This window comes from Alcanivorax sp. DG881 (genome assembly GCF_000155615.1).
Lineage (GTDB): Bacteria > Pseudomonadota > Gammaproteobacteria > Pseudomonadales > Alcanivoracaceae > Alcanivorax.
Genome location: NZ_DS989915.1, coordinates 2,444,736 through 2,458,544 on the forward strand (window position 1 = coordinate 2,444,736; position 13,809 = coordinate 2,458,544).

At 60.4% G+C, this 13,809-nt stretch carries 16 protein-coding genes; 6 read left to right on the plus strand and 10 right to left on the minus strand.

Annotation, left to right across the window (positions count from 1 at the left end; genetic code table 11):
• Positions 1–58: 58 nt before the first annotated feature.
• Positions 59–613 carry a thiol:disulfide interchange protein DsbG gene (dsbG, locus tag ADG881_RS11065; RefSeq protein ID WP_007149896.1) on the minus strand — a complete coding sequence of 185 codons (555 nt, stop codon included), beginning with the start codon at positions 611–613 and terminating at the stop codon, positions 59–61.
• Positions 610–1,419: a TlpA disulfide reductase family protein gene (locus tag ADG881_RS11070; protein ID WP_039926637.1), complete on the minus strand. Its 810-nt coding sequence runs from the start codon at positions 1,417–1,419 to the stop codon at positions 610–612. Before ADG881_RS11070 ends, dsbG begins: the two co-directional genes overlap by 4 nt.
• A gap of 111 nt (positions 1,420–1,530) precedes the next feature.
• On the opposite strand from ADG881_RS11070, the gene ADG881_RS11075 reads away from it, so the two are divergent.
• A complete protein-coding gene (locus tag ADG881_RS11075) occupies positions 1,531–2,193 on the plus strand; it encodes a response regulator (protein ID WP_007148485.1) in 663 nt (220 codons plus the stop codon).
• A complete protein-coding gene (locus tag ADG881_RS11080; protein ID WP_007149396.1) occupies positions 2,193–3,500 on the plus strand; it encodes an ATP-binding protein in 1,308 nt (435 codons plus the stop codon). The genes ADG881_RS11075 and ADG881_RS11080 overlap by 1 nt, the downstream gene beginning before the upstream one ends.
• Here ADG881_RS11080 and ADG881_RS11085 read toward each other — a convergent pair.
• Complete coding sequence (locus ADG881_RS11085) at positions 3,484–4,011, minus strand: DUF4136 domain-containing protein (RefSeq protein ID WP_007149543.1); 528 nt, start codon at positions 4,009–4,011, stop codon at positions 3,484–3,486. The two genes, ADG881_RS11080 and ADG881_RS11085, sit on opposite strands and share 17 nt — an antisense overlap.
• Positions 4,012–4,101: 90 nt before the next feature.
• Complete coding sequence (locus ADG881_RS11090) at positions 4,102–5,001, minus strand: LysR family transcriptional regulator (RefSeq protein WP_007151082.1); 900 nt, start codon at positions 4,999–5,001, stop codon at positions 4,102–4,104.
• Positions 5,002–5,142: 141 nt separating this feature from the next.
• Here ADG881_RS11090 and ADG881_RS11095 point away from each other — a divergent pair, with 141 nt between their 5' ends.
• The 3 genes from ADG881_RS11095 (at position 5,143) to ADG881_RS11105 (ending at position 7,804) form a co-directional block, all read left to right on the plus strand.
• The gene (locus tag ADG881_RS11095; RefSeq protein ID WP_007150074.1) at positions 5,143–5,733 is read left to right on the plus strand and encodes an FMN-dependent NADH-azoreductase; all 591 of its coding nucleotides are present in this window, start codon (positions 5,143–5,145) and stop codon (positions 5,731–5,733) included.
• 112 nt (positions 5,734–5,845) lie between these two features.
• Complete coding sequence (locus ADG881_RS11100; protein WP_039926639.1) at positions 5,846–6,847, plus strand: glutathione S-transferase family protein; 1,002 nt, start codon at positions 5,846–5,848, stop codon at positions 6,845–6,847.
• A gap of 96 nt (positions 6,848–6,943) precedes the next feature.
• Entirely contained in the window at positions 6,944–7,804 is an 861-nt protein-coding gene (locus ADG881_RS11105) for a pirin family protein (protein ID WP_039926641.1), read from the plus strand.
• Between the two features lie 6 nt (positions 7,805–7,810).
• Here the strand turns inward: ADG881_RS11105 and ADG881_RS11110 are convergent, their stop codons facing one another.
• The gene (locus ADG881_RS11110; RefSeq protein WP_007150957.1) at positions 7,811–8,302 is read right to left on the minus strand and encodes a hypothetical protein; all 492 of its coding nucleotides are present in this window, start codon (positions 8,300–8,302) and stop codon (positions 7,811–7,813) included.
• A gap of 217 nt (positions 8,303–8,519) precedes the next feature.
• Here ADG881_RS11110 and ADG881_RS11115 point away from each other — a divergent pair, with 217 nt between their 5' ends.
• A complete protein-coding gene (locus ADG881_RS11115; protein ID WP_007148623.1) occupies positions 8,520–9,062 on the plus strand; it encodes an NADPH-dependent FMN reductase in 543 nt (180 codons plus the stop codon).
• Positions 9,063–9,183: 121 nt separating this feature from the next.
• Here ADG881_RS11115 and ADG881_RS11120 read toward each other — a convergent pair whose 3' ends face one another.
• The 5 genes from ADG881_RS11120 to ubiA all read right to left on the minus strand — a co-directional run bounded on the left by ADG881_RS11120 (position 9,184) and on the right by ubiA (position 13,571).
• Entirely contained in the window at positions 9,184–9,360 is a 177-nt protein-coding gene (locus tag ADG881_RS11120) for a DUF1328 domain-containing protein (RefSeq protein ID WP_039927405.1), read from the minus strand.
• 118 nt (positions 9,361–9,478) lie between these two features.
• Positions 9,479–10,063 carry a TIGR00730 family Rossman fold protein gene (locus ADG881_RS11125; protein WP_007149011.1) on the minus strand — a complete coding sequence of 195 codons (585 nt, stop codon included), beginning with the start codon at positions 10,061–10,063 and terminating at the stop codon, positions 9,479–9,481.
• Between the two features lie 209 nt (positions 10,064–10,272).
• On the minus strand, positions 10,273–11,583 hold the full coding sequence (gene phoR, locus ADG881_RS11130; RefSeq protein WP_007150285.1) for a phosphate regulon sensor histidine kinase PhoR: 1,311 nt from the start codon (positions 11,581–11,583) through the stop codon (positions 10,273–10,275).
• A gap of 94 nt (positions 11,584–11,677) precedes the next feature.
• Positions 11,678–12,382 (minus strand): phosphate regulon transcriptional regulator PhoB, encoded by a 705-nt coding sequence (gene phoB / locus ADG881_RS11135; RefSeq protein ID WP_007148894.1) that lies wholly within the window; start codon positions 12,380–12,382, stop codon positions 11,678–11,680.
• A gap of 316 nt (positions 12,383–12,698) precedes the next feature.
• Positions 12,699–13,571, minus strand: coding sequence for a 4-hydroxybenzoate octaprenyltransferase (gene ubiA / locus ADG881_RS11140; RefSeq protein ID WP_007150007.1), 873 nt, complete (start codon positions 13,569–13,571; stop codon positions 12,699–12,701).
• Positions 13,572–13,809: the final 238 nt, after the last annotated feature.

Sequence of the window (13,809 nt, forward strand, 5' to 3'; positions counted from 1 at the left end):
TTCTTGCGTCAGGGAAACAACAAAATCAGGTCTAGAGTTATTCATTATTAACTATTAATTATTCATTGATCTGAAACACCTCCACCCGCAACGCCTCCTCCCCAACGACCCCCGGCGCCACACGCCAGCGCCCCTGGCTGTCCTGGAAAATCAGGGCCGGCGTGCCTTGCAGGCCCAGCCCGATCATCAGCGCGGTGTTGCTCTGGATCTGGCTGCGAATGGCATCGGGTACTCGCTCCAGTGGGCGAATGCCGCCGTCATCGTAGTGCGCCTCGTGCTCCGCCAGGGCGGCGGCCGGGTCCGGGGCGGCCAGTATCGCGCCACCTTGGGTGAAGCTGCGTTTGGGATTGATCAGCCCGACGATAATGTGGCGTACCTGCAGCACGTTGTCTTCGTCTTCGATCATTGGCTGCATGTTTTCCCACAATCTGGCGCAGTAGGGGCAGGCCATATCCGTGAACACATAAGCCACCCGTTGCGGCTGCTGTGCGCCTTCCGCTACCCAGGTGCTGGCTTCCAGCTTGGCCAGCAGGCTGTCCATGGAGGGGCCGTCGTCGGCCTGGCCGATCAGGGGTATCAGCAGGGTGAGCAGCAAGGCAGCAGGTTTGATCATGGAGTGTCTCCCGGGAGATGTTGGCTGAGGAAGTGATGCAGGCTGGCGTCGGACAGGGGGCCAAAATGGCGCCCTACTTCCTGGCCCTGCTGATCGAACAAAAGGGTTAGCGGCAGGCCACGATTGCCCGCATAGCGACCCAGATCCGCATGCGGATCCAGTAACAGGTGCTCAAAGTGCAGCTGCCCTTCGGTGAGGTACTGGCGGACCTGATTGGGGTTCTCCCCCTGATTGGCAAGAATAAAGCGAACGCCGGGATAGCGCTGCTGCCCGGCCTCCAGCACCGGCATCTCCCGTCGGCACGGCGGGCACCAGGTGGCCCACAGGTTCACCAGCGTTACCCCGCTGGATGCGGCGTCCAGTGTGGTGGCCTCTCCTTGCAGGTTATACAGGGTGACCTCCGGTAGCGTGCTGGGCGTTGGCGACAAGGCTTCCAGTGCGGCAAACGTCAACGTCATGCTGAGCAGTGCTGCGGCACTGGCAGACACCAGCGCGGCGCGAACAGGGGGCTGCCGGTACAGGCTGACGGCCAGCACCGGCAGCGCCAGTAAGGCCCCGGGCCACCACCAGCCCCCGTCACGGATATCCAGCATGGCCAGCCAGGATTCATATTGGCTGTGATAGCGCAATAAGAACGCCAGACGGGCGCCGAGCACGGCAGTGATGGCAATCCGCCAGAGCGTTGCTTCGATGTGTTGCCCACGCCGTTGCCACCACAGGCTGGTCAGGGTGGCGGCGAGAAACCCGATCAGGACCACGAAGGTGCCTGCCGGCAGCGCGAGGGGGCCAATAATGACAGCGTCCACGGTATCTCCAGTCAGGGAAGCGCCAGTGTGCCCCGGCCGCATTAACCGTGGGTTAACCGGTGGCACCGACACTGGGCTGCAACTTGCGCAGCCTAACCGGGTCAGAGCCACATGCATATTTTATTGATCGAAGATGACGCCTTGCTGGGTGATGGTATTCAGGCCGGGCTGCAGGCCATGGGGTTTACCGTGGCCTGGGTGACGCGTGCGCGGGAAGGGCTGGCTGCCTGGAAAAGCGTGGAGTTCGATGCGCTGGTGCTGGATCTGGGGCTGCCTGACCAGGATGGGGGCCAGGCCCTTTGCCAGTGGCGCGACGCCGGGCTCACGGCGCCGGTATTGATCCTCACTGCCCGGGACGCGGTACAGGACCGCATTGATGGCTTGCAGCGCGGTGCCGATGATTACCTGGTCAAGCCGTTTGATCTGGGCGAACTGGCGGCGCGTTTGCAGGCACTGCTGCGCCGTAGTCGCGGCCAGGCGAGTCCGTTGATTGAACATGGCCGGGTACGGGTGGACCCGTTTCGCCAGCAGGTCTGGCTGGCGGATCAGGAGGTGGAATTGCAACGGCGGGAGATGGCGTTGTTGCTTGCCTTGTTGCAAAGCCGGGGTCGGCTGCTCACGCCGGACCAGCTGGCCGACCGTGTCTATGGCTGGGTGGATGGCGTGGAGAGCAATGCGCTGGCGGTGCATATCCATAACCTGCGCCGCAAGCTGGGCAGCGGCATTGTGGAAACCGTGCGCGGTGGCGGGTATCGCCTGGGGGCGCCGTCGTGATGGCGCGCTCGCTGCGCTCCCGGGTGTTGTGGCTGGTGGCGTTCAGTTTGCTGAGCGTCTGGCTGCTGCTGGCACTGTGGTTACACAATACCGTCAAGCAGCATCTGGGCACGGCGCTGGACCAGCGTCTGGCGGCGTCGGCACGGATGGTGGCCTCCATGGCCAATGCCAGTGCACCGGCGTTATCTGCCAAGCCGGAGCTGCAGGCGGTGGTAAATAGCGGGCTGTTTTGCCAGGTGATGAACTTGCGTGGCGAGATTCTGGCGCGCTCCGGCGGCGCGCCGTCCGCCCACCTTGCCAGCAGCCAGGACGGCTTTACAGAGCGCTCCCTGGCGGGGGAGCGCTGGCGCGTTTATACCGTCAGCCAAGGGCAGGTACGGGTTGCCACCGCTGAACCCATGGCGGTGCGTGAATCGTTGCTGGCGACTCTGGCCTGGGCATTGCTGGTGGGATTGTTGCTGGCCCTGCTGGGGGCGTGGTTGGCGGTGCGCTGGGCCGTGAGCCGCGGCCTGGCGCCGCTGGACGCGGTGCGCAAGGAGTTTGAGTCGCGCCCGGTGCAGGCGGCGTCAGCGACACCCAGCGCGGCCGGGATCACGGAGTTGGTGCCCCTGGTGGCGGCGCTGGACCGCTGGGCTGATCAGGCACGGCAAGCGTTGTTGCGCGAGCGGCGCCTGACCGACGATCTGGCCCACGAACTGCGTACGCCACTGGCTGCCCTGAAAACCCAGTTGCAGGTGGCCCGCTTGAAGTTGCCCCCGGATGCACCGGCTATGGCGGCACTGGCAGCGGCGGAAAACGCCAGCTCGCGAATGGCAGATAACCTGCAGCAGCTGTTGGCGCTGGCCCGCCTGGATGGGGTGCCGCAGAGTTGTCCGCGCCCGGTGCAGGAAGTTATCGATGACAGTCTGGCCCAGCTCGCCGGGCATCCGCAGCGTGCGGCAGTGCAGCGGGATGACGTGACGTGTGCGGGAATGGAGTTGGCGTCCCCTTCCCTGGCCAGCCTGGCATTACGCAACCTGCTGGAGAACGCGTTGCGCTATACGCCGCCGGGTGAGCCGGTGTGGATTCGGGTGGTGGCAGACGCGTCTGGCCTGCACATCCATGTGGAAGATCAGGGGCCGGGGATAACGGCCAATGCGGAGGCCTTGTGCACGCGTGGGCACCGGGGGGATCGGGGGCAAACCGGACTGGGGCTGGCTATTGTTGCCTCGGTGATGGCCCGCAGTGGCGGTCAACTGGCGCTGGAAAACCGTGCCGGCGCCGGGCTCCGCGCAACCTTGAGCTGGCCGCTTACGGGTAGCGCTTGAACATGTCCTCGACGGCTTTTTCGATATGCGCACTGCGGCGCTCGGTGCTCATGTCGTCGTGGAGCTCGTCGCGGCTGGTGGCCTGCCAGACCACATCCTTACTTTGCTGGTCGATCAGTTGCACCACCAGTTTGTATTCCTCGGTGATTTCACCCTCGGTGGGAGTGCTGGCGCCCAGGCCAATGTTGTTGCGGGTAAAGCCGAAACCGAACTGTAAGGTGGAACCATCGAAACGCTGCTCGCGTTTGAAGAAATGTTTCACCTGCACATCGGCCTGGGCAGCGGCGGCGGCCGTCAGGCCCTTGGCGGCCAGCGCTTTCTTCAGGGCAGCCTGGGTGCGTTGGTCATCCAGTTCGCGGGGTTTGTCCTCGTCCTGGAGCACAAAGGCGTAGGTGCGGTATTGCTGCAGATCGGCGCCGGACTGGCTGTCGATCACCACCGGGCTGACACAGGCGCTGAGCAGCAGCGTAGCGGCGAGCACCCATAGTGCCTGAATCGGTAATCCTTGCATGGCAGTCTCCTGACGTTGAGCTGGTACTCTCATTCTACGCCTTGTGCGTCATGTCCGGGTGAGGGCCGCCGGCGAGTGGCTGGCCCGGCTTTAAACCGTCACCCCTGGACAGGATAAGGCAGCCGCATCGCGAATCCGTTCCCCGAGATAGCGCGCGGCCTGGCCGGCATACTGGCCATCGGCATAAATCAGGTACAGGTCCACCATACGCTCCACCCCTTCATCCAGGGCCAGCATCTTCAGCGCCCCGGTCTCCAGGCCATCACCGATTTCCGCTTCCGGCACCCAGGCAAAACCCAGCCCACGGCGAATGGCCGCGATACGGGTGGTGGCGTGGGAGACGGTCCAGCGTTGTTCGGCGCCCAGCCAGCCGGAATCAATGCGACGGCTGCCGGAATCGCGAATCACGATCTGGCGGTGCTGGCGGAGATCTTCATGGGTCAGGTGGTCGGCCTGGGCCAGCGGGTGGTCGGCGGCGGCCACCGCCAGAAAGCGTACCCGCATCAAGGGGTCGCCGAAAAATCCCGGGGGCACACGCCCGCCCACCACCACATCGGCCTCCTTGCGCAGCAGGGCTTCATCGGAGCCTGACAGGATGGTTTCGCTGTACTCCACCCGGGTCAGCGGGCTGTGCTGGGCGAAGGCATCCAGCGCGGAGAGCATGCAGTGCTGCGGAAACAGGCCGTCGGCGGCCACCCGCACCAGCGGTTCCCAGCCCTGGCTGAGCTGGATGGCGGCGCTTTCGATGCGGTTCGCCTCTTCCACCAGCACCTTGGCCTGCCGGTACAGCATTTGCCCGGTTTCGGTGAGTTTGGCGCGACGCCCTTCCAGGGTGAAGGCACGCACCCCCAGCTCGGTTTCGATTTTCTGCACGGCGTAACTGATCGCCGACTGGCTCTTGTCCAGCGCTTCGGCGGCGCTGGCGTAGCCGCCCTCATCCACCACGGCGAGCAGGGCGTGCCATTGATCCAGCGTGATTTTGGCTGACATATCGAAATTCCTGAGCTAAATGTGCAGTTTTATCCCGTTTTATATCTTATTTACTGAAACCACAATAGCCCCATCGAAACAATCCCGTCGGCGCATGGGCGCCGACCGCACCATGCAAAGACAGAAAAAGGAGTTGCGGTCATGAATATTCTGGTCATCAAAAGCAGTGTTTTCGGCGATAACGGCAATTCTTCCTCGCTGGTCAACAGCCAGTTGGCGGCGCTGCAAGCGCAACACCCGGATGCCACTGTGGTGGTCCGTGATCTTTCCACAGACCCGATTCCACACCTGGACGGGGAGCGCGTAGGGGCCTTCTTTACGCCGGCAGACCAGCGTAGTGACGATCAACAGGCGGTGGACGCGTTTTCCATGGCGCTGATCGACGAGCTGAAAACGGCAGATCACATTGTGCTGGGCCTGCCCATGTACAACTTTGGTATTCCCAGCCAGTTGAAGAGCTGGATCGATCATGTGGCCCGGGCGGGCATTACCTTCCGCTATACCGAAAATGGCCCGCAGGGTTTGCTGGACGACAAACCCGTGACGGTGCTGGCGGCCCGGGGCGGTCTGTATGCCGGCACCGAAAACGATACGGTGACCCCGTATATCAAATTGTTCTTTGGTTTTATTGGCATGACCGATGTGAACTTCGTTTACGCGGAGGGGCTGAACATGGGTGACGAGACTAAAGAGAAAGCCATGAGCGAAGCACAGGCGGCGCTGGCGGGTTAACACTTTGGTGATAATAAGCGGGTAGCGCGTTGCGAGTTTCGAAAATCAGGGCAAGGTTTTGTCTTTCGTTTCTCGTCACTCGCTCCTCGACAGTCAACGTAAGGAGACAATGATGGGACTGTTGGTTGACGGGAAATGGCAAGACAAGTGGTACGACACGAAAAGTACCGGCGGGCGATTCAAGCGTTCGGAAAGTCAGTTTCGCCACTGGGTAACGGCCGATGGCAGTGCCGGGCCCACGGGTGACAGTGGTTTCGCGGCAGAGAGCGGGCGTTATCACTTGTATGTGTCCTATGCGTGTCCCTGGGCCCATCGCGCCCTGGTCATGCGTGCCCTGAAAGGGTTGCAGGATCACATCGGTGTATCCGTGGTGCACCCGCACATGCTGGAGAGTGGCTGGGAACTGGACGACGGGTTTGCGGGTGCCACTGGCGATGCGCTCTACGGTTTCAGCAAGTTGTACGAGCTGTACCTGAAAGCGGACAGTCACTACACCGGCCGCGTGACCGTTCCGGTGCTCTGGGACACGCAACGGGAAACCATTGTCAGCAATGAGTCTGCAGATATCATCCGCATGCTTAACACCAGCTTCGATGCTCTGGGTGCCACGCCGGGAAATTATTACCCGCAAGCGCTCCGGGCGGACATTGATGCCATCAATGAGCGGGTGTATCACGACGTGAATAACGGCGTGTACAAGAGCGGTTTTGCCACCAGCCAGCAGGCGTATGACGAAGCGGTGGTGACCCTGTTCGATCGTCTTGAGGAATTGGAACAGCGCCTGGGCGAAAGCCGCTACCTGGTCGGCAACACCCTGACCGAAGCGGACATTCGTCTGTGGACCACTCTGGTGCGCTTTGACCCGGTCTACGTCACGCATTTCAAGTGTGACCGCAAGCGCATCAGTGATTACCCGAATCTGCAGGGGTTTTTGCAAGAGCTGTATCAGCTGCCCGGTGTAGCCGACACAGTGAACATGGCGCATATCCGCCATCACTATTTTTGCAGTCACCCGACGGTGAATCCCCACGGGATTATCTCTATCGGGCCACAGCTGGACTGGACCTCGCCCCACGGCCGCGAGCGTCTGGGCGAAAGAAAAATCAGTGGCTAGCTATGAGCGGCTAGCGGCGAGAAAAACCAACCCGGTTTTCTTTTCAACTGGCAACTAGTAGCTCGAAGCTCGCAGCTGCTTTCACAGGAGGCCCCCATGGAACGCACAATTCTCAACACAATTCGGGCAATGGAGACATCCGACGGTGCCGGTGTTCGGCTGAAGCGGGCACTGGGCTCGACGCCTGCCGTGCGCCTGGACCCGTTCCTGATGCTGGATGCGTTTTCTTCCGACAATCCAGAGGATTACATCGCCGGTTTTCCGCCGCATCCGCATCGCGGTTTTGAAACTGTGACCTATCTGGTGGAAGGCCACATGCGTCACCGGGATCACCTGGGCAATGAGGGCGATCTTAAACAGGGTGGCGTGCAATGGATGACGGCCGGACGTGGCATTATTCATGAAGAAATGCCGCAACAGAAAGACGGCTTGCTGCGCGGTTTTCAATTGTGGATTAACCTGCCGGCGGCGGAAAAAATGCAACCTGCAGGGTATCGGGATGTTGCCGACCATGAGATGCCGCGGCTGGACCTGGCCAGTGGTGGGCAAGTGAAAGCCATCGCCGGTGAAGTGACCATCGCTGGACAGTCGCTGAGCGCGCCGCTGAAAGGGGGCAAAACTGACCCCTTGTATCTGGACGTGATCCTGCGTCCGGATGAAACCCTGACGGTGCCTGTTTTATCCGGCCATAACGCCTTCATGTATCTGTTCGAGGGCCGTGTCAGTGTGGCGGAGGCGACGCTGGAAACTGATCACCTGGCCACCTTCACCGATGGCGACAGGGTTACCCTGGTTGCGGGAAAGAAAGGTGCGCGCTTGTTGTTGCTGGCGGGCAAACCACTGGGGGAGCCCATTGCCCAGTACGGCCCTTTTGTGATGAATACCCAAGATGAAATTAACCAGGCCCTGCGGGATTATCGCGATGGCACGCTGACGGCGGAAGCGTCGCGGCTATAGCGCTCGCTAGTCGCCTCGCCAATGGGGCGGTAGATCGGGATACCAGGTGGAGCCGGCCATTCGAAAGATGCGAATGAGCGCGGCTTCCGCCTGCTCCAGCCGTTTGGCGGGGACCAGCAGGTCCACGCTGTTGCGGGTGCCACCGTTGTAACCGGTATCACTGGCGGCGGTAGCGCCAGGCATGAAGGTCAGGCTTTGAATTGCACCGGGCCGGGTGTGCAAAAGAAGATGCCCGCGCCCTCCTTCCAGCGTTAGCCCTTCAATTTGTTCCACATCCTGACGATGAAACCGGAATGCCATGCCAAAGCGGCTCTGGCTGCTGCCACGAAACAGCGTAATGTGTTGTTGCTGATCAAGGCTCAGGTGCTGGATTTGTTGGGATTCACTTTTTTTGTCGCTTAGCCCGAGAATCAACAAGCCATTGAGAATAGCCAGCTGCTGGTAAAGCGCAGGGCCAGGAATGAAAGGCGGGCTGGAGTGAAGAGAATCAGCGGACATCGCGGGTCGGTGTGAGTGAATGGTCCACAAAGGATAAAGCGGTGGCGGTATAAGTGCGTCACCCATATGGGGGATAAATGCGTATTGCCTGTTGCGCGCACGTGGGAGAAGCTGGAAAAACTCGTCGGCCGGGTATATTAACCGGGTGACAGGTGGCCGATGCCGGTCGCTTATTGAGAAGGACTCACACAGAACAATCCACACAAGGAGTGACAGCATGAAGGTTCTGGCAATGGCAGGCAGTCTCAGGGAGCAATCCTATAACCGGGGTCTGGTGCGCGCCGCTCAGGCACTGGCTCCATCCGGCATGACCCTGACCATCGGGGACATCGCCCCGCTGCCGCTGTACAACGGTGATGATGACGGGGATAACCGGCCCGCGGCGGTGATGGCGCTGGCCGAGCAGGTGGCTCAGGCGGACGCCTTGCTGTTTGCCACCCCCGAATACAATTACTCGATTCCCGGCGTGCTAAAGAACGCCATCGATTGGTTGTCGCGTGTGCCGGGTGATATTTTTACGGGTAAGCCTGCGGCCATTATGGGTGCGTCCATGGGCGGCATGGGCACCAGCCGCAGCCAGTATCACTTGCGCCAGGTGCTGGTGTTTCTGGACATGCATCCACTGAACAAACCGGAAGTGTTTGTGTCGGCGGCTCATGAAAAATGCGATGAGAACGGCGATTTGGTGGATGAGAAAACCCGGGAGATGGTGGCCAGTCAACTGGTTGCACTGCAGGCGTGGCACCAGCGCTTGTCGTAGCATGATTAGTGGGGGCGGGTGGTGATGCACGGTTTGTGAATACAAAGTGGGCCGGGTATGGCAGTGCCATACCCGGCCTGTTTGCTTTTTCTATTCTCTATCAAGAATTTTGAACTGTTTGTCAGACCTTGGGGCCGCGGCCTTTCACCGCATTGGCGACCAAGCTGATGACCAGCAAGACCAGAAAAATAAAGAAAATCACTTTGGCAATGGAGGCCGCGCCGGAGGCGATGCCGCCAAAGCCGAGTACGCCGGCAATAATAGCCACGATAAGAAATGTCAGAGCCCATCCAAGCATAATGGTTACCTCATCCATGGTTGGTGTGTGATTACACTTACCATTTCACCGTAACGTACTCTGGCTGATGCTGGCCCGGAACGACTCGACTATTTGACCTTCTTTCACATTGTGCTTGTTACAACTGGGATTGCCGGTCCAGCCATTTATCCACCCGGGGCGGGGAAAACGCCTGAAAATGCTCCAGCAGCGTGGCCGGGTCCGTGTGGACTTGCAAAAGTTGGTGGTGCTCCGTTTTCAGGAAGCCTTCTGCCACGCTGTGTTGCAGGAAATTCTGAAGAGAGTCGTAATAATGATTCACGTTTAGCAGTGCGCAGGGTTTTTGGTGAAAGCCCAGCTGGGCCCAGGTAAGAATTTCAAAAATTTCCTCAAGCGTGCCCATGCCGCCAGGCAGGGCAATAAAGCCGTCGGACTGATCCGCCATGGCGGCTTTGCGCTCGTGCATGGAATCGACCACATGCAGTTCGGTCAGGTGATCATTGCCGATCTCGCGACGCATCAAGGCCTGCGGAATAATGCCGATTACCTCGCCGCCCTGGCGCATGACTGCGTTGGCAATGGCACCCATCACGCCGACGCTGGCACCGCCATAAACCAGCCCGATGTTGCGGTGCACTAATGCCTCGGCCAGTGCTTCGGCCGCCCGAATGTAGACCGGATTATTGCCGGGGCTGGAACCACAATAGACGCAGATTCTTTTCATAAATTTCGCTCATGCTCTGTGCAGATGGAGATGCGGTAAAAAATTTCTACAGGGCCGCTGTAGGAGTGCCTCTTGAGGCGCGAATCCGTGAGTAAATGGCAAAGGGACAGAACTCGCCGCCTCTGTTTTAAGAGCAGGTCGCTGCGGGCGGCGATTCTGTAGACTCGCTACGCTCGGTTCGTCCCTCAAGAGGAACTCCTACAGTGTTTTTACCCCGCCACCGCTGTAGGCTTGCTTACCAGCCGGTCCGCCGGGAAATGGCAGGTGAAGGTGCTGCCCTTGCTAAGCTCGCTGGTGATTTCCAGGCGGCCGTTATGGCGGATCATCACGTGTTTGACGATGGCCAGTCCCAAACCGGTGCCGCCGGTCTGGGTGACACGGCTGTTGTCCGGTCGATAAAAACGTTCGGTCAGCCGGGGGATATGGGCCGGGTCGATCCCGATGCCGTCGTCGGTGACGGACAGGTGTGCGCCGTGGGCATCCTGCCACCAGCGGATGTGGATGGTGCCTTCGGCCGGAGTGTACTTCACCGCGTTGGTAATCAGGTTGCCGAAGGCGCTTTCCAGTTCGGCGGGGTTGGCGATCAGCCGGGCGTCCAGGGGGACATCCAGTTCAATTCGGTGGTGTTTGTCGCTGCTGATGGCCAGCGCATTGTCTTTCATGCGGTTAAGCATGCCGTGTACCGGTACGGCTTGCCGCACGCTGTCGGCTTCGGTGCCTTCCAGTCGGGCCAGCAGCAACAGGTCGGCGACCAGGGCTTCCATGCGGTTGGACTGGTTGTCCATCTGCACCAGCGCCCGGCGCAGGCGTGCCTGCTCATCGGGGATGGTATCGAGCAGGGTTTCCAGGTAGCCCTTGAGCACGGTGAGCGGGGTTTTCAGCTCATGGCTGACGTTGGCGACGAAGTCTTTGCGCATCTGCTCCAGGTGGTGCAGGCGGGTCACGTCACGGGCGATCAAGAGTTGTTCGCCGACACCAAACTCGGTGACGCGGAACTGGAGGATGCGGTTGTCGTCCACCGGCGAGGGAATTTCCAGCGCTTCGTCAAACTCGCTCTTGGTCAGGTACTCGGTGAAGCGGGGGTGGCGAATCAGGTTGGTAAGCGGTTGCCCCAGATCCTGGCCAGCATTGAACCCCATGGCGCGTTCCGCAGCATGGTTCCAGTATTCCAGGTAACCGTGTTGGTCGATCAGGATGACCACGTCGTCCAGGGCATTCACCGATTGCTGGGCACGATGAATAATGCCCTGCAGGTTTTCCTGGGCGCGGCGTTCCTTCTGGAATAAATGCTCAAGGCGGGTATAAAACTCGCCCCACAGGCCGATGCTGTCCGGGGGTTCGGTGTGATCATCGCGAACCAGCCAGCTGTACAGGGCGAACAGTTGGCGGGTGCTCCAGAAAATATACCCCACCAGCCCTGCCAGCAGCGGCCAGATATGTCCTACCGCCAGGGCGGCAAGGGCGGCCAGAAAAATCAGGCCGGCAATGCGATTTACTTCCTTGGCCAGGCTGGCTTTCATGCGTCAGTCACCGCGATTCGTTACCGGGTTCGCAGGTTGCCGGGCGAGGGCCCGACAATGGGCCTCCAGTATAGGCAGCTGCGTGGCTGCTGTCTCAGCCGGCTTTTGCGGATTTTACTGAAAAGCGGTAGCCGGTGCCGCGTACGGTCTGAATAAAGCGGTCATAGTCGAACGGCGCCAGGGCTTTACGCAGCCGGCGGATGTGCACGTCGATGGTGCGGTCTTCCACGTACACGTTGGCGCCCCACACCTGGTCCAGCAGTTGGGTACGGGAATAGGCGCGCTCCTGGTGACTCATGAAGAACTCGAGTAACCGGTATTCGGTGGGGCCCATGTCCACGGGGTAATCGTCCGCGCTGATGCGGTGGCTGACCGGGTCCAGACACAACCCTTCCACTTCAATGGCCTTTTCCGCTGCCACACTGGACGCGCGACGCAGCACCGCCTTGATGCGAGAGATAAGTTCGCGGGTGGAGAAGGGCTTGGTGATGTAATCATCGGCCCCCACGTCCAGCCCCTGAATCTTGTTATCTTCCTCGCTTTTTGCGGTGAGCATGATGATTGGCACCTCGTTGGTGGTTTCATCACGCTTCAGGCGGCGGGCCAGTTCGATGCCGGTGACGGACGGCAGCATCCAGTCCAGCAGGACCAGGTCCGGGCGTTCATCGACAATAATTTCGTGGCCGCGCTGGGCATTTTCCGCCTCGAGCACATCGAAATCGGCCAGTTCAAGGGCGACGGCAACCATCTCACGGATGGCGGGCTCATCATCAACAATCAAAATGCGGTTTCGGGACATGGCTTACCTTCCTTGCCTGTCATGGGCGCGCATGCGCTGCCCGGGGTGTTGCCCTATTAGATTGCCTTTTTATGACATCCGTATGACAGATAGAGACGCAACAAGCAACAAGCAACATGCGACAACGCGGATCTGGGCTTGTACGAAAGGGCAGAAATGTGGAGGGCTGCGAGCCATGGAAGGCGGTTTCTAGGATGTCCGGCATGGCTCGGCCGAAGGCCGCAGATGAAACGCCTCGGCGCGAAGTGATGCGGTTTCCCGTTCCCTGCAGGGGTAATTCGTGTTGTTGCGTGTCGCGTGCAGCGTGTTGCGTCTCTTAAAAATACTGAAAATACAGGCCGATAAACACGCAGGCACCGGCCCAGTGGTTGTTCAGGAAGGCGTGGAAGCTGGGCCAGCGTTCGCGGTAGCGGATCAGGCTGTGCTGGTAGGCAAAGCTCAGGGCCATGCCGACCAGCCCGGCGTACCAGGGCCAGTTAAAGTCCAGCCGGTGGCCGACCATGATCAGCGCCAGCAGGGTGAGGGCCTGCAGCAGGCCGATCATCAAACGGTCCGCATCGCCGAACAGGATGGCGGTGCTCTTGATACCCAGTTTCAGGTCGTCTTCGCGGTCGCACATGGCGTATTCGGTGTCGTAGGCCACGGTCCACAGCACATTGGCCACGTACAGCAGCCAGGCGATTTCCGGCACCTCGCCGGTTTCGGCGGCAAAGGCCATGGGGATGGCCCAGCTGAAGGCGGCGCCCAGAAACAGCTGGGGCATAAAGGTGAAGCGCTTGGTGAAGGGGTACAGCACGGCGAGGCCCAGCCCGCCGAAGGAGAGCCAGAACGTCAATTCGTTGAGAAACAGCACCAGCCCGAAGGCCAGCAGCCCCAGCCCGCAGAACAGTGCCAGGGCCTGTTTGGCGCTCAGTGCGCCGGTGGCCAGCGGGCGTCCCTGGGTGCGCTCCACGTCGCCATCGAAATCCCGGTCGGCAAAATCGTTAATCACACAGCCCGCCGCCCGCATGATCACCACACCCAGGAAGAACACCACAATCACGGTCAGGCTGGGGGTGCCGGCCCCGGCAATCCACACGGCCCACAGGGTGGGCCAGAGCAACAACAGCGTGCCGATGGGGCGATCCAGGCGCATCAGTTGAATATAGGGCCACAGGGCGGGGTAACGTTGTTCAACAAAGGCAAACATGGGACATCCGGTTGTCGGGGGGCGAGGGTAAGTTTCAAGTTGAAAGTGGAAAGTTTCAAGGCGCGAATCGCAGTTGTTGCCAACCGTTTTGCAGTCACGCACCGGTGCCTGGTATCCCCCTCCTGTAGGAGCACCACTTGAGGTGCGAACCGCGTGTGAACGCGGCATCGGCCGAAGGCCGATCAGGAATGTCAGGGCTCGACAGCTCTTTCGGGAAAGGGATGGGAGCGGTTGCGAC